Source organism: Bacillus sp. OV166, assembly GCF_900177675.1.
GTDB lineage: Bacteria > Bacillota > Bacilli > Bacillales > Cytobacillaceae > Neobacillus.
The window spans coordinates 4569552-4590636 of the sequence record NZ_FXWM01000001.1; the positions used below are offsets into that span (position 1 = coordinate 4569552).

The 21085-nt window shown below is 37.7% G+C and carries 19 protein-coding genes; 5 read left to right on the forward strand and 14 right to left on the reverse strand.

Annotated features, from left to right (window positions below):
- Positions 1–73 precede the first annotated feature (73 nt).
- The gene (locus tag CCK98_RS22320) at positions 74–1198 is read left to right on the forward strand and encodes an ABC transporter ATP-binding protein (protein WP_088088579.1); all 1125 of its coding nucleotides are present in this window, start codon (positions 74–76) and stop codon (positions 1196–1198) included.
- Positions 1198–2754, forward strand: coding sequence for a glycine betaine ABC transporter substrate-binding protein (locus CCK98_RS22325; RefSeq protein WP_088088580.1), 1557 nt, complete (start codon positions 1198–1200; stop codon positions 2752–2754). Before CCK98_RS22320 ends, CCK98_RS22325 begins: the two co-directional genes overlap by 1 nt.
- A gap of 57 nt (positions 2755–2811) precedes the next feature.
- Here CCK98_RS22325 and CCK98_RS22330 read toward each other — a convergent pair whose 3' ends face one another.
- On the reverse strand, positions 2812–3429 hold the full coding sequence (locus CCK98_RS22330) for a TrkA C-terminal domain-containing protein (protein ID WP_088090513.1): 618 nt from the start codon (positions 3427–3429) through the stop codon (positions 2812–2814).
- 182 nt (positions 3430–3611) lie between these two features.
- Here CCK98_RS22330 and CCK98_RS22335 point away from each other — a divergent pair, with 182 nt between their 5' ends.
- Both CCK98_RS22335 and CCK98_RS22340 read left to right on the forward strand, forming a co-directional pair.
- Positions 3612–4187, forward strand: a complete 576-nt coding sequence (locus CCK98_RS22335; protein WP_306298959.1) for a membrane-spanning protein — start codon at positions 3612–3614, stop codon at positions 4185–4187.
- Between the two features lie 13 nt (positions 4188–4200).
- Complete coding sequence (locus CCK98_RS22340; protein ID WP_088088582.1) at positions 4201–4779, forward strand: hypothetical protein; 579 nt, start codon at positions 4201–4203, stop codon at positions 4777–4779.
- A 45-nt stretch (positions 4780–4824) separates the two neighbouring features.
- On the opposite strand, the gene CCK98_RS22345 is transcribed toward CCK98_RS22340, so the two are convergent.
- The 13 genes from CCK98_RS22345 to CCK98_RS22400 all read right to left on the reverse strand — a co-directional run bounded on the left by CCK98_RS22345 (position 4825) and on the right by CCK98_RS22400 (position 20211).
- Positions 4825–6186 carry an aspartate kinase gene (locus CCK98_RS22345; protein ID WP_088088583.1) on the reverse strand — a complete coding sequence of 454 codons (1362 nt, stop codon included), beginning with the start codon at positions 6184–6186 and terminating at the stop codon, positions 4825–4827.
- 165 nt (positions 6187–6351) lie between these two features.
- Positions 6352–6894, reverse strand: a complete 543-nt coding sequence (locus tag CCK98_RS22350; protein WP_088088584.1) for an NADPH-dependent FMN reductase — start codon at positions 6892–6894, stop codon at positions 6352–6354.
- Between the two features lie 90 nt (positions 6895–6984).
- The gene (locus CCK98_RS22355; protein ID WP_088088585.1) at positions 6985–7599 is read right to left on the reverse strand and encodes a CoA pyrophosphatase; all 615 of its coding nucleotides are present in this window, start codon (positions 7597–7599) and stop codon (positions 6985–6987) included.
- Between the two features lie 118 nt (positions 7600–7717).
- Positions 7718–8875, reverse strand: a complete 1158-nt coding sequence (locus CCK98_RS22360) for a homogentisate 1,2-dioxygenase (protein ID WP_088088586.1) — start codon at positions 8873–8875, stop codon at positions 7718–7720.
- A 4-nt stretch (positions 8876–8879) separates the two neighbouring features.
- Positions 8880–9809: a fumarylacetoacetate hydrolase family protein gene (locus CCK98_RS22365; RefSeq protein ID WP_088090514.1), complete on the reverse strand. Its 930-nt coding sequence runs from the start codon at positions 9807–9809 to the stop codon at positions 8880–8882.
- 5 nt (positions 9810–9814) lie between these two features.
- The gene (locus CCK98_RS22370) at positions 9815–10435 is read right to left on the reverse strand and encodes a flavin reductase family protein (protein ID WP_088090515.1); all 621 of its coding nucleotides are present in this window, start codon (positions 10433–10435) and stop codon (positions 9815–9817) included.
- Between the two features lie 104 nt (positions 10436–10539).
- The gene (gene hppD / locus CCK98_RS22375; RefSeq protein ID WP_088088587.1) at positions 10540–11655 is read right to left on the reverse strand and encodes a 4-hydroxyphenylpyruvate dioxygenase; all 1116 of its coding nucleotides are present in this window, start codon (positions 11653–11655) and stop codon (positions 10540–10542) included.
- Positions 11656–11906: 251 nt separating this feature from the next.
- The gene (locus CCK98_RS22380) at positions 11907–12701 is read right to left on the reverse strand and encodes an ABC transporter ATP-binding protein (protein ID WP_088088588.1); all 795 of its coding nucleotides are present in this window, start codon (positions 12699–12701) and stop codon (positions 11907–11909) included.
- Positions 12676–13707 carry an ABC transporter permease gene (locus CCK98_RS22385; RefSeq protein ID WP_088088589.1) on the reverse strand — a complete coding sequence of 344 codons (1032 nt, stop codon included), beginning with the start codon at positions 13705–13707 and terminating at the stop codon, positions 12676–12678. The genes CCK98_RS22380 and CCK98_RS22385 overlap by 26 nt, the downstream gene beginning before the upstream one ends.
- A gap of 123 nt (positions 13708–13830) precedes the next feature.
- Entirely contained in the window at positions 13831–14829 is a 999-nt protein-coding gene (locus CCK98_RS22390) for an ABC transporter substrate-binding protein (protein WP_088088590.1), read from the reverse strand.
- A gap of 245 nt (positions 14830–15074) precedes the next feature.
- Positions 15075–15203 carry a hypothetical protein gene (locus tag CCK98_RS36525; protein ID WP_256942446.1) on the reverse strand — a complete coding sequence of 43 codons (129 nt, stop codon included), beginning with the start codon at positions 15201–15203 and terminating at the stop codon, positions 15075–15077.
- 206 nt (positions 15204–15409) lie between these two features.
- A complete protein-coding gene (locus CCK98_RS22395; protein WP_088088591.1) occupies positions 15410–16588 on the reverse strand; it encodes a cation:proton antiporter in 1179 nt (392 codons plus the stop codon).
- Between the two features lie 215 nt (positions 16589–16803).
- Positions 16804–20211: a hypothetical protein gene (locus tag CCK98_RS22400; RefSeq protein ID WP_088088592.1), complete on the reverse strand. Its 3408-nt coding sequence runs from the start codon at positions 20209–20211 to the stop codon at positions 16804–16806.
- Between the two features lie 197 nt (positions 20212–20408).
- On the opposite strand from CCK98_RS22400, the gene CCK98_RS22405 reads away from it, so the two are divergent.
- Positions 20409–20885 carry a hypothetical protein gene (locus CCK98_RS22405; protein WP_088088593.1) on the forward strand — a complete coding sequence of 159 codons (477 nt, stop codon included), beginning with the start codon at positions 20409–20411 and terminating at the stop codon, positions 20883–20885.
- Positions 20886–21085 lie beyond the last annotated feature (200 nt).

Here is a 21085-nt window from a genome sequence, read left to right on the forward strand (position 1 = left end):
AACCAACAACTTTTATGTTAACATTAAGTTGTTGCATTAACACAAGACATATTAATTTTAGGGGGGAATGGAATTGATAGAATTTAAAAACATTGTTAAGAAGTATCGAACAAAAACAATTATTAATCCTTTTTCATTAGAAATTGAGGCTGGACAGTTAGTTGTTTTTATCGGACCAAGTGGCTGTGGGAAAACCACTTTACTGAAAATGATTAATAAATTGATTCAGCCAACTTCAGGAAAAATTTATGTAAATGGGACGGACATCTCGACCATAAATCCGATTGAGCTCCGCAGAAACATTGGCTATGTCATTCAAAATACTGGTTTATTTCCACATATGTCCATTAAGGAAAATTTAGAATTGATTCCAAAGCTAAAGGGTGAAGATCCCACTGCGATTGCCCAAAAAACAGGTGAATTGCTAGAGTTGGTCGGCTTAGACCCTAAGGAGTTCTTACATCGTTTTCCGAAGGAATTGAGCGGGGGACAACAGCAAAGAATTGGCGTGGCAAGAGCCTTCTCAACAAACTCCGATATCATTTTAATGGATGAACCATTTAGCGCCTTAGATCCAGTCACAAGAAGCTCCCTTCAAGATGAACTCTTCCAGATGCAAAAGGAATTAAACAAGACGATTATTTTCGTCACCCACGATATGGACGAAGCTATTAAAATAGCAGATAAGATTTGCATTCTAAAAGATGGTGATATTCTCCAATATGATACGCCTGAAAACATTCTTAAAAATCCTGCTAATGACTTTGTTGAAGAATTTATTGGAAAAAGAAGAGTTTGGAATAATCCTGAATTATTAATGGCCGAGGATATTATGATTCCTAACCCAGTAAAAATTACCGCAAGGCGAACCGTACTTCAGGCCATTGAGATTATGAAGGACCATAAGGTAGACAGCCTAATAGTTACTGACAAACATAATGTCCTTAAGGGTTTAGTGACATTAAAAAGCATCCAGTTGTTAAATCGAACGACGTCGATTGAAATGATTATGGAACAAAATGTTCTTTCCGTTTCACAGGGTGCCAATTTAATTTCTGTGTTAGCTACAATGAATGAACATAAAATCGGTTATGTACCTGTTGTGAATAGTCATAACCAATTAATTGGTCTCATTACAAGAAGTAGTATTCTATCTGCATTAAGCAGCCAACTAATTGATTTGGAGGTGGCCTTTTAATGAGTGGATTTTGGAACTATTTAACCACAAACTATGAGCAGATTTTAAGTTTACTTGGCCAGCATCTTTACTTAAGTGTGATTTCTGTATTAGTAGCGATTATAATTGGGATTCCGCTCGGTATATTAATTTCAAGAGAACCAAAGCTCTCAAAACCTATTATTGGAACTACGAATGTGATTCAAGCTGTACCGAGTTTGGCATTACTTGGATTTCTCATCCCATTCGTTGGAATCGGCAGTACCCCAGCGATTATCATGGTCGTTCTATATTCGCTGCTTCCCATCGTTAAAAACACTTACACTGGTTTAACGAATATTGATGGAGACATTCTGGAAGCCGCCAGAGGTATCGGTCTGACCAAGAGTCAAACGATGAGAAAGGTTCAGTTACCACTAGCCTTCCCGATGATTATGGCGGGTATCAGAATTTCAGCGGTTACCGCTGTTGGATTAATGACCATTGCAGCCTTCATCGGTGCAGGCGGACTTGGGTATCTCGTATTTTCTGGTGTGCAAACAGTTGACAATTATATGATTTTGGCCGGAGCTATTCCAGCCTGTATTCTTGCACTTCTCATTGATTTTATTGTCGGAAAACTCGAATCCTCACTTTCTTATACAAGCAAGCAAAGATCAGCAAAAAAGACTGGTAAAACCACTAAAAAAATAATGATTAGTATGGCCTGTATTTTGTTAATCATTGCAGGGACTTTTACTGCTTATTCAAAGGCAAACGCAAAGGATAAAATTGTAATTGGTTCAAAAAATTTCAGCGAACAAATGATATTAGGTAATATGCTCGCTGATTTAATAGAAAATAAGACTGATATTCAAGTAGAAAGAAAACTAAATCTTGGTGGTAGTCAGGTTGCCTTCAGTGCCCTTAAAAATGGGGACATTGACATGTATGTTGAATATACGGGGACAGGATTAATTAATATCTTAAAGAAGAAGCCACAGAGTGATCCGGACATCGTCTACGATATTGTCCAGAAGGAATTTAAGCAAAAATATGGTTTTGAATTGTTAAAACCGCTTGGATTTAATAACACCTATGCCTTAGCAATTCGTCAAGACACCGCAAAAAAATATGGTTTAAAGACGATCTCTGATTTAGCAAAGGTAAGCTCGGAATTAACCATGGGTCCGACGATCGAATTTCCAAATCGCGAGGACGGATTAATCGGACTTTCCCAAAAGTATAATTTGAAATTTAAAGACGTAAAAGCCATTGACGGCGGGTTACGTTATACTGCATTAAACAACCATAAAAGTGATGTCATCGATGCCTTTTCGACGGACGGGTTACTTGAAGAGTTTAAATTGAAGGTATTAGAGGATGATAAAAACTTCTTCCCTCCTTACTATGCCGTACCAATGTTAAAAGAAGAAACATTAAAAGAACATCCAGAATTAAGAAAAGTTATTAATTCTTTATCTGGTAAGTTGACGGATGAAAAAATGCGCGAACTCAACTATAAGGTCGACAGTCTCAAACAGTCACCTGCCAAAGTCGCAAAAGAATTTTTGGAAACAGAAGGATTATTAGAATAATTACAAAAGGAAAAGCCGGTCTTCTAAACCGGCTTTTCCGCATATTTCATACCCTTTTTACTCTTCCATAAAGTGTAGCACCCGGTCATGAGTTTCTTCAGCACCTATGATAAGCAGGACATCCCCTTCAAGAATTACCGCATAAGGTCCCGGTGAGATAATTAATTCACCTTTCCGTTTCATGCCAATCACGGTTCCCCCGGTATTTTGCCAAAACTTCAATTCCGAAATAGTTTGTCCTATATGAATACAGCCTGGAAAAACTTCTACCTCGATTGGCGCCAATGGGTTCGTGTGACGAAGCTTTCCAGAGTAGTCCATGATTTTTCTAAGCGTGTCAAACAGCTGCTCATCCAGCTTGTCTCTTTCAGAAATCAGTGAGTTCATTTGTTTCTCAAGATCTTTAATACTTGCGATGTTGGAAAACCGTTGAATATATTTATAGGCATTTTCCCGAGAAGATATGACGATTCCACTACCTTTAGTGGATTGGACAATCTCGACATCCTCTAGAATCTTAATCGCTCTTCTAACAGTTTCAGGAGAAACCTTGTACTCACTTGCTAACGTGGATCTGCCATGAATCTTTTCCCCTACCTTAAATTTCCCATCGTAGATTCTATTTGCTAAATCTATCGCAATTCGCTCGTAAGTTGGTATTTGTGCCTTTTGCATAGCTTCCTCCGCCATCTATTCTTTACCTGAGTCTGTACATAATTATAGTAATCGCTACTTATCAAATATACTCTTTTCCATGTGTATATGCGAGAACAAATATTTCATTTCCACTCAGTTTAACTTTCCATGATTTCATTTGTATTTATTGGACATAATTGTAAGGAATCTTGTTTACTGGGGTGAAGTATTTGAAACGGAAAGTAATTATCCTTTTAAGTGTTGTTTTTATTTTATTAATGTCTGCCTTATTTGTTTATTACCTTATTAAAGGGGATTCCTCGAGATGGCAAGTAGCACTTGGCGGCATTCTTGTGAGTGGATTGCCCCTCCTACTAATATTTAAGAAAAAGAATCCATTTAACCTCCCAATTATAATCGGCTATTATATGTTTATTTTCTGTACATTATTTTTAGGATCGATCGCGAGTTTTTACCTTCATTATAAATGGTGGGACTCTACCATTCATATTTTAAAGGGTATGTATGTAGCTTTTGTTGGTATAACTTTATTTAAATTATTCATCCCGAAAGATGTGCGGAATGATGCTTCAAGATGGATTTTATTTCTTTTTGTTCTTTCACTCTCAGTCCTAGCAAGTGCACTTTGGGAGATCTATGAGTTTGTGGGGGATCAAACGTTTACTCACACCATGCAAAGAGGCGGAAATAAAGATACAATGTATGACTTACTCTGTGGATTTGCGGGGGGACTCCTGGTCTCCTTTTACGCCTTTGTGCGAAAGCCTAAAGTATGAGAGGAGGAAATTTATGAATCGAAAGCTTGTCATCATTTTCAGTTTAATCTATGTCATTTTTATGGCAGCATTAGCCGTCTACTACTTTTCAAACGATGTAACCTTTAAAGGAACAGTTGCCATTGGAGGAATTGTTTGTGGAGCAGTCCCGTTATTATTGGCCTTATTTACTAAACTCCAATTCAATTTGCCCATTGTCATTTCTTATTTAATTTTCTTAGTCGGTTCACAATATCTCGGTTCCATATTAGGCTGGTATGGACTCGGTTGGTGGGACACCTTTATGCATGTGGTCAGTGGAGCCATCCTTGCTTTTTCTGGAATTGCTTTATATGAAAGATTGGTACATCGAAATGCGGGAGATAAGATATCGCCGTGGTTTGTATTTTTATTTACGTTATCCTTTGCAGCATTCGGTGGAGTACTATGGGAAATTTATGAATTTAGCTCTGACCAATTTTTTGATATGACCTTACAAGGCGGCGGAAATAAAGATACGATGACGGATTTAATTGCTGATACAATTGGCGGACTGGTTATTGCAATGTGGGCTGGGATTCGAACAAGGATTAAGTTAAAAAAGGAGCGATAGAAAAAGGTACATCGTTTTTGACGTACCTTTTTACTATGCTTAAAATTAAACCGTTACTGCGACAAAAAATTCCTCATAAAGTGCTTGAACCGCTCTTTTTTCATCTACTACTTTAACCCCAAACATCATGCTCACCTCAGATGAACCTTGGTTAATCATTTCGATATTAATACGAGCTTTCGCCAATGCTTTGGAGGCTCTTGCCATTGTTCCTACATTATGGCGCATGCCCTCTCCGACAACCATAATGAGAGCTAGGCTATGTTCAAATTTCACTTGATCGGCATGTAATTCAGTTTCAATCCGTTCTTTAATCGCCTTTTCTGTTTCTGCATCCATTTGATTTTCACGGAGGATAACAGAAACATCATCAATTCCAGAAGGCGTATGTTCATAGGATAGTCCGAAGTCCTCTAAGATACTTAAAAGCTTGCGGCCAAAACCTACCTCTCTATTCATTAAGTATTTGCTTACATATATACTACAAAAACCTTGATCACTTGCAATTCCAATAACAGGCCCATTCGTATTGTCTCGCTCATAAACAATCCTCGTTCCTGCTGCACTTGGATTGTTTGTATTTTTGATTTGAACAGGTATTCCCGCTCTGAATGCTGGAACAAGTGCTTCATCATGTAAGACGGTAAATCCTGCATATGAAAGTTCGCGCATTTCACGGTAGGTCAGTTCCTTTATTTCCTTCGGCTTTCTTACGATCGAAGGGTTCACAGAATAAACAGCATCTACATCCGTAAAGTTCTCATATAAGTCTGCTTTCAGTGCATTTGCAAGGATTGAACCAGTTATATCGGACCCACTTCGCGAAAAGGTAAAAACCTCTCCTTGTTTGCTATATCCAAAGAATCCAGGGAAAATTAAAATCCCAGAACGCTCGTGCAGCGAATATAACTGACTATAGGCTTCTGGTAGTGCTTGAGCATTGCCAGGCTCATCACTGACGAGGAGACCGGCTTCTTTAGGGTCAACATAATAGGCCTCAACCCCCTGCTCCTGGAAATAAGCCGCTACCAATTTGGCGTGATTATCCTCACCGCTCGCTTTTAATAAATCCAGAAACCGATCCGGTTTTGTTTTGTCGCTACTCAACCTCTTTGTTAAATCGTCATGAATTTCGTTAATAATTTCTAAAGGTAGGGATAATTCTTCGGCGATAGTGGAATATCTATCGATGACTGCATCAAATTTTTCCCTTGGATTTTTATTTTGCAAACATAACTCTCCACATTCAATTAATAAATCAGTCACCTTGTTATCTTCCGAAAACCTTTTTCCTGGCGCAGATACTACAACTACCTTCCGCTCGGAATCTGAAACAACTATCTTAAATACCTTCTCAATTTGTTTTCCGGATGCTAACGAGGACCCGCCAAACTTTACGACCTTCATCCCTACATCTCCCTAATATCTAAAAATATAATTTTAATTTTAACGATATTCAGAAAATAATCAAGTTATTTCTTTTACACAAAGACATTTGTACACCACCAGTGGACAATGAGATTAAAAAAAACAGTAGATTTCCGCTCGAAATCCACTGTTTTAGATGTTCGTTTACAAATGTTTTGTTTTTTCCACCCAATCGATAAAGTTATTCATCACAGTATCTAGGAATCCAAGTGTAGGTTCATGTGTTAATTTCCCGGCTTCATCCACTTTTTCATGGACAGCATTGATAAATACTTCATTTCCAGGAAGCGTTAATGCTCCCATAGCAGCTAATATTTGTCTAAGATTAACCTGTGCTCTTACCGTTCCAAGAACACCTGGTGTGGCGCCAACAATCATTACTGGTTTTTTCATCATTACTTTATCCACTCGCGAAAACCAATCAAGTGCATTTTTCAAAAATGCAGGAATGGCATGATTATATTCTGGAGTGGCAATTAATACACCATCACTTGCTGCCACTATTTTTTTGATATGAATCACAACTTCTGCTGGTGTTAACTCATCATCCTGGTTGTACATTGGAAGGCCTTCGATCGGTAATATCTCAATTTCAACTTTTTCGAGATAACGTTCCTTCAGTAATTCTACCAGCTTTTTATTAATAGATTGCTTTCTATTACTGCCAACAATTGCTACGATTTTCATAAAAATACACTCCTTATCCTTGAATTTCAAGCTGCAATATAACTATAATCATTGTTTCTTAAAATAACCAAGGATATGCTCTTATAGATACTAACGAATAAGTTCAATAAAATGGGAGAGAATCTTAGCGGTTAATCCCCAAATTACTTTTCCTTGATACCGGTAGAAATATTCATCGACCCCTCGAGTCCGCCAATTATAATTCTCCCCGCCGACAATTAGGTCAAAGGGAAAATTCTCTTCAGGTTCTGGCCTAAATTCAATATGATATATCTCTGGCTCATTATTTATAAAAAAAGATAGCGGTACTGTAAAAATCTCCCCGACTTCTGATGGATTTGGAACGATCCTATTCGGATGTTTAATGTATCCAACAAAAGGATAGATAATCATTCCAAATGGTGAAATCATATAATCTAGTGGGTTAATGTCTGCTATTTGCTCTTTGTTAATTCCTAATTCCTCAACCGTTTCTCGGATAGCTGCATCTTTTTCATCTATATCCTGTGCGTCAATTCTCCCCCCTGGAAAACATATTTCTCCAGGCTGCCTCCTTAGTTCTAGGGAACGAACCTCTAACAACACGTGAATTTCATCCTCTTTTTCAATGAGTGGTACCATGACAGCATATTTTGAAAATTTCTCACTTCCAAGAATTTTAGGAATATGGCTTTTTAATTTAGTTACTATTGATTCCAGTTCCATGATTTCACCTCTATTCATTTACAATTTTTTCTTATTACTACCATACCACTTTTTACCTTAGATTGAAAAAACAATCCAACTAGTATTACGTTGGATTGTTCTGGAAAAACCATTAATCCTACTTTTCATACCAAGAATACATATAGTTGGCATCTTCTATTTTTTGTGCGGTTTTTACAATTTTTAGAGGATGAAAGGTGTCGATCATAACGGCCAGTTCAAGCGTTTCCTTTTTTCCAATACTCGCTTCCGTTTTTCCAGGATGAGGTCCATGTGGGATCCCGCCTGGATGAAGCGTGATGGAACCCTCCTGTACTCCTTTACGACTCATAAAATTTCCTTCCACATAATAAAGAAGTTCATCACTGTTAACGTTACTATGATAATAGGGAGCAGGAATCGATTCTGGATGATAATCATATAGCCTCGGGACAAATGAGCAAACGACAAAATTATTACCTTCAAAGGTTTGATGGACGGGTGGCGGCTGATGGACTCTTCCTGTGATTGGTTCAAAATCCTCGATGTTAAAGGCCCATGGATATAAATATCCATCCCAACCCACAACATCAAGTGGATGATGTCCTATAATATGCGAGGATATCTTCCCTCTTGATTTCGTTAAAACTTCAAATTCACCCTTTTCATCAAATGTCGTCAATTCTTCCGGTCCACGAAGGTCTCTTTCACAAAATGGGCTATGCTCTAAAAGTTGACCATATTCATTTCGATATCGTCTTGGTGTTGTTATTTGGCTGAAGGATTCAACAAACAACATTTTCGTTTCTTCATTTTCGTTCGGGATCACACGGTAAATGGAACCAATCGGAATAATAAGATAATCACCTGGACTGTAAGAAAGGTTCCCAAACATTGTTTCTAGTTTTCCTGAGCCATAGTGGATAAAAAGCATTTCATCGCCATCACCATTCCGATAAAAACTTGGCATCGCCATCGTCACATTGGCCGTTCCAATTAATAAATCTTGATTCCCCAAAATATATTCCCGTGCATTTAAAGCGTCCCCTTTATTTGCTACTTTACTTGTAAAAAAGTGGCGGTGTTTGAGCGGCTGCTGGTCTTCATATTCGGGTAAGTAGTTGCCGACCATTTCTGCCTTCACCACTTCTGTAGGCATATATTGATGATACAAAATAGATTGGGTTCCAGAGAATCCACGAGTCCCCATTACCTGCTCTCTGTAAAGACTCCCATCTTCCTTTTTAAACATCGTATGCCGTTTGTGAGGAATCTTACCCATTTGACGGTAATACATCTTCTCACCTCTCTTCAGCGATTATTTCATTCTGTAACACTCCAAGATGATCAATCTCTAATTCGACTTGATCATCAGGCATTAACCAGCGATGGACCTTGTCTCCAAGCTCAAGAATACATCCTGTACCAACTGTTCCTGAACCAATCATCTCTCCAGGGTATAAAGTCACGCCAGCAGAAGCCCTCTCAATCATCTCAGCAAAGGAATAATATAAGTCTTTCATATTCCCCTTGGAAAGAAGAACCCCATTGACACGGGCTTTCATCGAAAGATTGAAGCCCTTCCCTAATTTAAATGGTTCTAACTCATCTTTTGTGACAATCCACGGTCCAATCGATGTCGAGAAATCCTTCCCCTTTGCGGGCCCCAGTCCAACCTTCATTTCCTTCCTTTGTAGGTCTCTTGCGCTCCAATCATTTAAAATACAATAGCCAAAAATATACTTATCTGCCTCATCTGCGGAAATATTTCTTCCTTCTTTGCCAATAATGCATGCGATCTCCAGTTCATAATCAAGCCAGTTACAATTTACAGGCTTGATTATTTCCTCTCCTGGTCCCTTAATTGCAAGATGATTGGAAAAGTAAAAGACAGGGATTTCGTACCATTCTGGAATCATCTCGAGGCCCCTATTCTCCCTCGCTGTTTTCACATGCTGCTCAAATGCATAAAAATCACGAAAACTCCTCGGAATAGGTAGTGGTGCCTTTAAACAAAGTTGATTCAATGGATAAACGCCTTTTTGTCCCTTTGTAAATGGGGTTAAACTAGCCACTGTTTCCAGATTGGTGGCACTATTTTCAAGAAAAGCTAATAGATTACTTGGCAGCCCCCCGCCTGATGCCTCATACATATCAATGGCATGGTCTTGGTCAAGTAACCAGCCTGCTCGGATTGTCCCATCCATTTTTTCAAAAGTAACGAATTTCACGACACTCACCTTTTCTCCATTTTTCGATCCATTTCAAACATTTTAGCTAACGGGTCAGTATAGATGTTCCCAGCCATCCGTCCAATTGGCTTCAACTTGGCACTATCAATTCGCCCTTTATTAAATAGTTCATCATTGACATGGACATGAACCACTTTTCCAATCACAAGGCTCCCTGCCCCAGGCTTATCACCAAAATGTAATACCTGCTCTAGTTCACATTCTAAATGGACGAGAGATTCCTTGATACGCGGCACACTCACTTCTATACTTGGTTCTTTGGTTAAACCCACTTCTGCTATTTCGTCGATATCCGGGCTGAATTCAATCGCACAGTCATTCATTTGCTCAGCAATACTAAAACTCACAATATTAATGACAAATTGACCTGTGCTTTCTATATTTACAAGAGTATCTTTCTTAGCCCCATCCGTTCCTCTTCTCATCGGTGAAAAACAGATGAGCATGGGGTCCGCACAAATCGCTGTAAAAAAACTAAATGGTGCTGCATTAGCAGTCCCATTTCCATCTATGGTCGAAACAAAGGCAATTGGACGGGGAAGGATGGAACCAACTAATAGTTTATATGCCTCTCTCCATTCCAGTGTTTTTGGCGAGATCTCTATAACATTCACCCCTTACAGGTTAACTTTTAAAAAAAGGGAGTAATATCTCTCCCTTTTCCAACTCCACTCTATACTTTTGCCCCTTTAAACCCTTGCTATTTATATTAGAGATTTCCTCGTCTTTCCTGCTCCCGTTCAATTGACTCAAATAAAGCTTTAAAGTTTCCTTCACCAAAACCACGTGCCCCTTTTCGTTGAATAATTTCAACAAATAATGTCGGACGGTCTACGATTGGTTTTGTAAAAATTTGCAGTAAATACCCCTCATCATCACGGTCTACTAAAATATTTAGTTCGCGAAGCTTTTCAATTTCTTCATCAATTTTACCGATGCGTTCACCTAAGGATTCATAATATGCTGGTGGAGTATTCAGGAATTCTACCCCGTTCTCCTTTAAAATAGCGACAGTTGATACAATATCTTCTGTTAATATCGCCAAATGCTGGACACCCGGACCATTGTAGAATTCTAGATATTCCTGAATTTGTGATTTGCGTTTTCCGACCGCCGGTTCATTGATAGGGAATTTAATCCGCCCTCCGTTATGCATGACCTTTGACATTAGAGCTGAGTATTCCGTCGTGATGTCCTTGTCAGAGAAATGTTTCATTTCCTTAAAGCCCATTACCTTAGCGTAATATTCGACCCACTCCTCCATCCTCTCCACGTTACCCACTACATGATCGATCCCAATTAACCCGGCATCTTTAATCGGAAGTGGCGCCGAGTATGCGACATATCCGGGTAAAAATGCCCCTTGATAATTTTTCCGTTCAATTAACGTATGGATGGTATCCCCATATGTACCAAGAACGGCTTTTTTAATCACACCTGCTTCATCCTTGATTTCAGATGGGGCAGCAATCACAATGGCACCTCTTTTCACTGCCTCTTCAAAAGCTTTCTCGACATTATCGACTAACAGGGATATGTCCTTCACACCGTCACCGTGTTTTTTTACAAATTGGGAAACTTCACTGTCTTCGGTATAGGAGCCTGTTAAGACGAGGCGAATATTCCGTTGCTTTAAACAGAAGGAAGCGGTTTCACGATTGCCAGTTTCAAGACCTGCGTAAGCTACTGGTTGAAATCCAAAGGCAGTGCAAAAAAAGTGACATGCCTGCTTGGCATTCCCTGTATAAATTTCAATATAATCAACATCTCGAACGGGGAAAAAATCATCAACCAATTGGTCTGCCCTTACTCTATTTTCTTTCATTTAGAAACCCCCATTAGTTTAAAAGTAATAATATTCTGAATTAATTCTAAATGAAAGAATCTTGTCCTTTCAAGGATGGGAAGTAAAGCAATAACGCTTTTTTGTACTAAAGTAATTTAGATATCTTTGAATTATTTCCCAAAATACAAAAAGAAACTTGCCCAAAACAGGCAGTTTCTCCTTTAATGATATTGGAAATACTTTTTATAAAAGCAAATCTAAAATAGACACTCAAAAAAAATTTTTTCCCATTAGGAAAGAATGGCACGATCACTTGACATTTGTACCCCACGTATCCTTTTAAACTCCATAAGTAAACCTTCAATTGTTAATTGTTTCTTATTTTCCTCATTGACCTCTAAAATAATTTGGCCCTTATCCATCATGATTAATCGATTGCCTAAATCAATGGCTTGCTGCATGTTATGAGTAACCATTAATGTGGTCAGTTTATATTTGTCGACAATTTCTCTCGTTAAGTTCGTAATTAATTCCGCTCTTGATGGGTCAAGTGCTGCCGTATGTTCATCAAGAAGGAGGATGGAAGGCTCTGTGAAGGTAGCCATTAACAGGGATAGTGCTTGACGTTCTCCCCCGGATAACAAGCCTACCTTTGCACTTAGGCGGTTCTCGAGGCCCAGATGCAGGGATTCCAATACCTCACGAAAATAATCACGTCGCTTTTTTGTAACTCCTTGTCGAAGTGTTCTCATTTTATTCCGAGAATAAGCCATGGCAAGATTTTCTTCAATCGTCATACTTGGAGCCGTACCGGCCATTGGATCCTGAAAAACACGTCCGATCATTTTTGACCGTTTAAACTCTGACATATTAGTGACATTTTTTTCGCCAATCTGTACTTCCCCTACATCCGGGATTAATACACCTGAAATGATATTCATTAAGGTTGATTTCCCCGCCCCGTTACTGCCAATTACCGTTACGAAATCACCAGGCTGAAGGGTTAGGTTCACATGATCAATGGCGATTTTTTCATCAGGTGTCCCTTCATTAAATATCTTATGAATCTGATTTAATTGTAACATGATTGTCCCCCTTCACTTGGCCAGAAGTCTGCATGATGTTTGATCTCTCAGATCTTCTGCGGGCTTTCCGCTTTCTCTCTTTGGAACTTTCAATAATCTTTGGAGTAGTAAGAGCAAGAATAACAATGAGAGCAGTAATCAGCTTCATATCACCAGGATCCAAGAAATCCACTCGTAATGCTAAGGTAACAACAATTCGATAAATAATCGATCCGCCAATAACAGCGAGAGTGGTCCTAGCAATCGTTTTTGTACCAAATAAGGCTTCACCAATAATAACGGAGGCTAGACCAATCACAATCATCCCAATCCCCATACCCACATCTGCAAATCCACCTTGCTGGGCGATCAGAGCACCTGAGAAAGCTACAAGAGCATTTGAAAGACCTAAGCCAAGCACAACAAGGAGGTTGGTATTAGCAGAAAGGCTGCGAATCATCCGTTTATTATCTCCCGTAGCCCTGACGGCAAGCCCTATTTCGGTTTTCAAAAACAGATCGGTAAAGAATTTAATCACAAATGTTACGATAATCATAAAAATAAGAATTCCCCATGTTTCCGGCAAGCTGTCGCCAAGACCCACCATGGAGAGAATGTTATTTAAAAATGAATCAATTCCTGTCTTTTCAAAAAATTCACTAATTTTCGTAAAAGCTGTATCTGTATTTAATAATGGGATATTTGAGCGTCCCATGATTCGAAGATTTATTGAATAAAGTGCAATCATCATTAAAATTCCGGATAGCAAGTTATTAATCTTTCCAAATGTATGGAGAAGACCTGTCATACATCCAGCTGCAAAACCGGCGAATAACGCCATGATTGTTGCTAAAAATGGATCGGTTCCATTCGCAATCATTACAGCTGAAATTGCTGCCCCCGTCACAAAACTCCCATCCACCGTTAAATCTGGAAAATCCAGAATACGAAAGGAAAGATAGACGCCTAGTGCCATAATCGCATAGATAATACCTGCTTCAAATGATCCAAATATGGCTGTAAACATTGAGATCATCCTTTCTTTAAATCATTAAGCCTGCTTCTAAGATGCAATAACCTATTTTCAAGCTAATGTTTGGTTCATGGATGGAGCCTTCAAACGAAGGCTCCATTCATGATCAATATTATTTTATTTACCTTCGAAAAACTCGCCTAAACTTTTCCAAGCTTCATTTACTGTTAAGCCTTGAGCTTCAGCAGCCTTCGTATTAATGACAAGTTTTAAGCTGTTTGGAAGTTCTACTGGAATTTCAGATACCTTCTTCTTCCCGCTTAAAATATCAGCAGCCATTAAACCAGATTGATAGCCAAGATCGAAATAGCTGAACCCGCTGGCAGCAACGGCTCCTTTTTTCATGGAATCAAGTTCACCAACGAAAAGTGGAATTTTTTTGCTGTTTGCAACGGCAATAACCGTATCAAGAGCAGTAACTACGGTATTGTCAGTTGGAACATAAATCGCATCAACACGGCCAACTAATGATTCAGCTGCCTGCTTCACTTCTGCTGTAGTTGAAACAGATACTTCAACAAGTTTAGCACCCTTCTCTTCAGCAATTTTCTTAACTTCTTTCACCTGAACCACTGAATTTTGTTCACCAGAGTTATAGATCACACCAATATTTTTTGCTTTCACTTCGTCTGTTATAAAGCTAATTGTTTTTTTCGTTGCTTCTGGATGGTTATCGGTTGTACCCGTAATGTTTTTCCCTGGTTTATCAAAAGCCTCTACCAAACCTGCACCTACAGGATCTGTCACCGATGTAAAGATAATCGGAATATCCTTTGTTGCATTCAATGCTGCCGTTGCACTTGGAGTGGCATTAGCAAAAATTAAATCCACTTTGTCACCGACAAAATTATTGGCAATTGTTTGAGTGTTGTTCATATCTGCCTGAGCATTTTGTTCATCATAGCTTACCTTAATCCCTTTATCCTTTAAGGCTTTTTTAAAGCCTTCTGTCGCAGCGTCTAGAGATGGGTGTGGGGCAAACTGGGTAATTCCAACTTTGAACTCCTTATCCGCTCCTTCTTTTTCAGAACCCCCTGCTTTTTCTTTACTTCCGCAGCCTGCAAGCAACATCATTCCTGCTAAGGCAATCGACAATGCTTTAACTTTTTTCTTCATCTAGCTAAATCCCCCTTAAATAATAAAATACTAATTTTCATAAAATTTAATATATTAAAAATTATTCTAGTATTTTTTTGCACGAAAAGCAATAGAAATGCGTAAAATATTTTTTCGCTTTAAAGCAGCATAAATTAATAGGAATTCTTGACATTATTAAAAAACTTTATTTTCTTTTTAAACAACAAAAAATGCCTTCTTTTAAATGGAAGGCATTCTAGAAAACTATCTGGATAATATTATTTTTACCAATCACGGGTATTTTCAAGTAAGAGGTCAATTTCAACTTTTTTCATTTTATTGTTGCTTTTCTCAGATGTTAGATTTGACGTTGCTTCTAGTAATTTGTCGATATCAATGATCACGGTTCCCATTTCTAACCTCCTGAATTTAGTAAGTTTTTTGTTTGATAGATAATTCGACTATTCCACCAAAATAATGGGGGTACTTTCTCAAATCAATCAAAAAAATATGAAAAGTACTATTACTTATTTGTTTATAAATAGTGAAAGTATGATATATTTCACTAATTTTTCGTAAAAAGGTAAATCCAGCCAATAATTTGGCTGGATTTTATTAACTAAATTTCCACTTTACTAAATACTGTTTTTTTCATTTCTGTTTGTTTATTACCTTCACTGAAAAAATACTTCATCATTGGGGGTGTAACGATGGTAGTAACTAGTACTACTACCACTAAAACAGCAAATAATTCCTGACTGATTAATTTTGTCTCCAAACCAATCGAAGCAATAATTAAGGCAACTTCTCCACGTGAAACCATAGCAGCTCCAATTCCAAGTGAACTCTTCCAGGAAAAACGAGCCATTTTTGCTCCCATTGCAGCACCGATTAACTTGGTTAAAATGGCTAGGATGCTAAAACCGATAATTAGCCCGAAATTTTTCGATATTCCGTCAAAGCTTACTGCCACCCCTATCGAGGTAAAAAATATAGGTACAAAAATGGAATAGCTGATCGTTTCCACTTTCTCAAATATTTTAAGTTTATATTCTGTTTGACTAATAGCAACCCCAGCAATGTACGCCCCTATAATCGCCGCAACACCTGTTATTTCAGCTGCATAGGCAAACAGGAAGCAAATGATTAATGCACCCGTGACGAGCGGCTCTGTGACCTTTAATGGAGCAAATTTCTTTAAAACCCATGGAACCACCTTCCAAGCTACTAAAATCGCAACCATGAAAAAGAGGACCTTTTTAATAATCATCATGCTTAAATTCACTTCTCCACCGGCCATACTCATTAAAAAGGCCAGGGCGATAATCACAAGAACATCATCAATGACGGCAGCCCCTAAAATCGCGGTCCCTTCTTTAGATTTCATCTTATTTAACTCTTTAAGTGCTTGAACGGAAATACTTACACTTGTTGCAGAAAGTAATAATCCTAAAAATAAGGCTTCAAATGTTGTCATATTCATCAAAATTCCTGCTAAGTAACCTGAAACTAAAGGAACAATGATCCCACTGATTCCAACGAAGGTTGATGCCTTCCACGTGCGTTTAAATTCATTTAAATCAGTCTCCATGCCTGCTATAAACATTAACAAAATGACACCAATTTGGCTTAGGTCTGCCAATGTTTTCGTATCTGAAACGAGGCCTAACACAGCTGGACCTAAAATAACCCCTATTAACAACTTCCCTAGAACCGAGGGCTGACCTAATTTAACGCAAATATCCCCAGCAATCTTAGATGCAAATAAAATAATCGCTAATTCAAAAATTAATTCCATACAATCACCTTTCCTTCGTAAAAAATTAAAGGGTCTGCTTAAAAAAAATCAGACCCTTTTTGGGAGAAAACAAAAAAAGCCTGTCAACCACGGGACATAGATATCCCTTGGTGACAGGCTCCTCCAAAAACAATAAATAATTTTTTTAATTATTACTATTATAACTAACATTATGTTTTTATTCAATGGAAATTAATTGCAGTCGTCTTTCCCCTTTAGTCCCACTTTTTCATTTTATCAACTACTTTTTCCTTGAAACTGGTAATAAAGGTCGATTCACCTTTATTTACTTTTTGCTTATTCCATTCATTAAAGCTTGCTACGGTAATCAAGATAAGACCAGCAATTAATAAATAGAACCACCAGGGCATATTCCCCCAGTATGGTCTAGTTTGCAGGAAGACATTTAATAATAATACACCAGCCCCAACAAAGAAATAGGATTTAATTTGCAGGAACATACCTGCCATCATCGCTACCAATGAAAGTGTTCCTAGAATGATTGCATCATAAATCGTGTTGCTTGCTAAACCATCTTGGATTAATAATAGGGATACGATTATTAGGACTCCCCATTGAACTGCCTTCGTTATATCAGAATATCTTCCCTTTAAACAACGTCGAATGAAAATGATTAGAATTATAAACGGAAGGACAATCACTTCACGTTCCCATAATGACGGAATATGAAGCATAGCGATTATGGAATAGTATGGTTGTAACAAATAGGCTCCACCAAGTATTGTCAAAAGGACAGAGAACCTGGCAGGCACCCTTTTCCTTTGCAGCAAAAAGGAAGCTGAAATAAGCAATCCTGGCAGTGCCTGACACCAGATGTATTGATTCTCGAAACTGTACATAAAAGCGAAAAACATGAATGAAACTAGGGTAAATCCATCGAATTTTGTTTGCTGAATGTTCGGTCCATATTCAACTAGCTTTTTATAAACGAATTGGCCAATAATCAAAAGAACAATCCCTAAGCCGCCAAACAGAATCATTTTATCGAGTTCATCTAATTCACCAAGATAAGAGTATTCAATCGTTGCAATAAATGCTAAGAGTAATGGGATGACCCCTAGAAGATCCCATTTGATTTTATGCATATAAAACAGTGTCCCAACAATATAGGCAAGCGTGACAAGATACGGCAGCAAATCAAACGGATAGGTAATTAATGTAAACACAATTCCGATTGTTGAAAATGGCACGAAATAATAAGCTGTCCGTTTCTTAAATTCATCCTTAGCGAAAAATGCAAATAGAAGAATGAAACCGCTAGTGATTGGGAACTCATAGTTTCCAAAATATCGATTGTTTAATTGATCTAACCCAGTTGAAACAATAAAGTAGAGGGACGTAAAGCTCCCATAAAGAAAAACTTTTATCTTCCATTCTACCTTAGTAAACTTTGTACTAAAAGCATATACAAACACTGCCAAGATAAAGCTATAAATCGAGTCTGTCTGATATGCAAACCATGTGAAGAATAGCACTAGTGGATAAATGCTGTGTCCAACCCATGCAAAGGCAATGGAAAGATTCAAGTCATTTTTCTGATTGAGATAAGCGATTAGAAGCATGACCACTGCACTTGTTGAAGCAATTAGTGAATTAATTGTATGACTTAATGAAAATTTAAGCGTAATAGCTTGGATAATAGAAAAATACGTAAGCAGTACTGAGATACTTACAATAAAAGGAACCCACTTCGTCCCAACTTTTTTATATAAATAAAAATACATGGCGATTCCAACCAACAAAACAAGCGGCTGAACCCATAAATGGTTAATCGGACTTAGCAAAGCATGGAAAATGGCAAATGTATAGAGTACCTGTGAGGTATATAACGATATACTACCTAATTCCTTTTCCCCAACTTTTTTCCATACAAAACTACATAATAAAACCATGATTGCCCCAGCCGCAAAATTTATTGCATAACCATATTCATTAAGATAAACAGAAAAATTTGTATTAATTTCTTCTCCAAAAGCTACGATGGAAAGACCAAGTAAACCAGGAATACTCCATAAAGCGGCTTCCTGAAGATAAATCCGTGTTTCCTTCTTATTCAGTAGAAAGGCAGCAACCACCAATAGTAATAACATAACGCCTAGTTCCCACCATAATAACCAAGAAATTGCAGACAAAATTGCAAGCACCATTATCGATAAGCCGACATCTCTGGAGGCAGTCTGAATGATCTTTACGTACTTTGAAAGTAGCTCAATGCCTAACCCAAAATATAGGATAAAACCTGCTAAAGACAACTGAAGAGAAAAATTGACCATCTCGAAAGGCTGGCTTACTAATGCAATCGTTTCATAAATGCCAGAAGCTGCAAAAACTGCGCTTAAATAAGGAAATAATCGTCTAGAACCTTGAGAGGATAAATAAATAAAGTTAACTGCAATGATAAAATAAGCAATCATAAGCACAATCGATGGATTGCCTGCACGAAGGAGAATTCCTTCCAGGCTAATGTAAATAAACGCTAAACCTGAGATTACTGCACTTGTATATTGGAAGACTTTATTTAATGTGAATTTATCATCCATTGCCTTTGGAACGAATACAATCCCAAATCCAATTAATGCATAAACAATCGCCCCAAAACTATCGAGGAAGCTATGCTCAATTAATTGATAGGCACCATAAACGATCATGGCACTAAATATGAAATGATATTCTTTTCGACCGCTCACATACATCATTGATAAATAAATAATCGCTGTTAACAGCAGGTTGAAGCTGTATAAGACCTCATTATCGTATAAAAAAAGCATAAATAAGGTACAAAGAACAAGATTTACTTGGACGTACGGAATAAATTCATACGTAAATAATTTGAATGATTCCTTGTGTTTCAACTGATGATATACAAAAATAAAGATAGCATTAAAAACCATCAAACCTAGGTAAAAGAAATCAATTTTCAGATGGAAGCTGGCTAAGAGAAAGGCAGTTCCTATGCTTATCGAGACATAGGTAAACCAAACAAATAATCTAGAAACTAAGTTCTTTGCAAATACATAGTAAACAATTATTGGCAGCAAACTCCCGAGCGTTCCGAGTAGGTAACGTCCCTCCCCGGATATTGATAAATATGGTCCTAATAACCCAAACCATCCAAGCGATAGGATAAAAATTGGCAAAAACAAACTTCCAAGAACAATGAAGGCAAAGGCCGTCTTTTCAATTTTTAATATTTTCTTCGTTAAAAAAGCAATACCGTAAAATAATAAGGCAACAATTGCTATTGATCCACTTTTCATGAAACTTGTCATTGATTCCCAATTACTCGTTGCAACAAACAATCCACCAATTAATAAAAAGATTACCCCAATGTTTAATAACCAGGTAATATTCCTTTCACGGATTTCTTCTGGTGTTAACGTTTTTTTCACTTTTTGCGGTTTTGGCGGTGCAGCTTTTTTAATTGGCGTATTATTTTCAGTGGATGGGGGTTTTGCCTCCAATTCTAATAAATCCATATGATATTGATAATGTGCCCTTGCTACCGTGTCGACAATTGCCTCAGAAAGATACCCTTCTTCACGTAAAGTGAATAACTCTTTTCTAAAAATTTTCCTCTGCTCTTCTCTTATATTCGAATCCATGAAATCTCCCCACAATCATACCAAAATGGCGATCATACAAAATTTTCCTCTATAGTGTAATTTTACACCATTACTAAATATTTTCAATATATTCTCAAAAAAACATGTTACTATGCAACACTTTTTTAAAAGATTTTACGTTTGGGTAAAATATCTGTATGATGTAAGAGGATTTACTTAAATAGACGGAGGAAACTATGCTTACATATAATGAAAAATTAGCGATTATCGAATCATTTTCAGAGTTGGAACGAAAGAATGTTTCACTTGGACGAGTCAATTTTCAGTTCGAAGGCAGTATCTCTGATAAGAAGAACATTGTTTATCACTTACACCCAAATGGGAATGGATTTGTTTATGCTGGACAGTTGGACAATTATGATACAGATGAAAAAGGAATGGTCAATATACGTGAGTTCTCCGAAGAACAACTCCGTAAATTGTTAAAACAGACAATTCAATCCCTATCATCAGTCGAAAAAACGGCTGCTGAAGAAGCCATTATTGGAGATTCAAAAGAGGAGCGCTGGGTGGATAGTGAAAATAATGCCCTGATTCTAGTTGAAGAAAATGAATCCTGGAATATCTATTATGGGTTAAACCTTGATGCTACCTTTGATACCTATGAGGAAGCTGAGGCGTTTTTGCAAGAAGAAGGCTTTAAAAGGAAGTAATTTGATTTAAGAAAAGCGCAAGCGTCCTGTTCAGCGGCGTATGGCCTGGAGCGCTCCAACTGAGATAAAGGAAACACGAAGAGCCGAAGGTGATTCGATGTTGACTTATCGTAGGGCGGAAAGCGAAGGATACTAGCCGCTAGGGCGCTGGAGCTGGACAATTTTCAAGGTCGAAATTTATACTTTCTTATCTTTAAACA

What these genes read in the sequence shown, in the direction of transcription:
- CCK98_RS22345 (WP_088088583.1), bottom strand. Translation starts at nt 6,186, where the DNA reads ATGAAGGTCGTAAAGTTTGGCGGGTCCTCGTTAGCATCCGGAAAACAA.
- CCK98_RS22400 (WP_088088592.1), bottom strand. Translation starts at nt 20,211, where the DNA reads ATGGATTCGAATATAAGAGAAGAGCAGAGGAAAATTTTTAGAAAAGAG.
- CCK98_RS36525 (WP_256942446.1), bottom strand. Translation starts at nt 15,203, where the DNA reads ATGGGAACCGTGATCATTGATATCGACAAATTACTAGAAGCAACGTCA.
- CCK98_RS22360 (WP_088088586.1), bottom strand. Translation starts at nt 8,875, where the DNA reads ATGTATTACCGTCAAATGGGTAAGATTCCTCACAAACGGCATACGATG.
- CCK98_RS22405 (WP_088088593.1), top strand. Translation starts at nt 20,409, where the DNA reads ATGCTTACATATAATGAAAAATTAGCGATTATCGAATCATTTTCAGAG.
- CCK98_RS22330 (WP_088090513.1), bottom strand. Translation starts at nt 3,429, where the DNA reads ATGCAAAAGGCACAAATACCAACTTACGAGCGAATTGCGATAGATTTA.
- CCK98_RS22325 (WP_088088580.1), top strand. Translation starts at nt 1,198, where the DNA reads ATGAGTGGATTTTGGAACTATTTAACCACAAACTATGAGCAGATTTTA.
- CCK98_RS22385 (WP_088088589.1), bottom strand. Translation starts at nt 13,707, where the DNA reads ATGTTTACAGCCATATTTGGATCATTTGAAGCAGGTATTATCTATGCG.
- CCK98_RS22380 (WP_088088588.1), bottom strand. Translation starts at nt 12,701, where the DNA reads ATGTTACAATTAAATCAGATTCATAAGATATTTAATGAAGGGACACCT.
- CCK98_RS22350 (WP_088088584.1), bottom strand. Translation starts at nt 6,894, where the DNA reads ATGAAAATCGTAGCAATTGTTGGCAGTAATAGAAAGCAATCTATTAAT.
- CCK98_RS22395 (WP_088088591.1), bottom strand. Translation starts at nt 16,588, where the DNA reads ATGGAATTAATTTTTGAATTAGCGATTATTTTATTTGCATCTAAGATT.
- CCK98_RS22355 (WP_088088585.1), bottom strand. Translation starts at nt 7,599, where the DNA reads ATGGAACTGGAATCAATAGTAACTAAATTAAAAAGCCATATTCCTAAA.
- CCK98_RS22340 (WP_088088582.1), top strand. Translation starts at nt 4,201, where the DNA reads ATGAATCGAAAGCTTGTCATCATTTTCAGTTTAATCTATGTCATTTTT.
- hppD (WP_088088587.1), bottom strand. Translation starts at nt 11,655, where the DNA reads ATGAAAGAAAATAGAGTAAGGGCAGACCAATTGGTTGATGATTTTTTC.
- CCK98_RS22390 (WP_088088590.1), bottom strand. Translation starts at nt 14,829, where the DNA reads ATGAAGAAAAAAGTTAAAGCATTGTCGATTGCCTTAGCAGGAATGATG.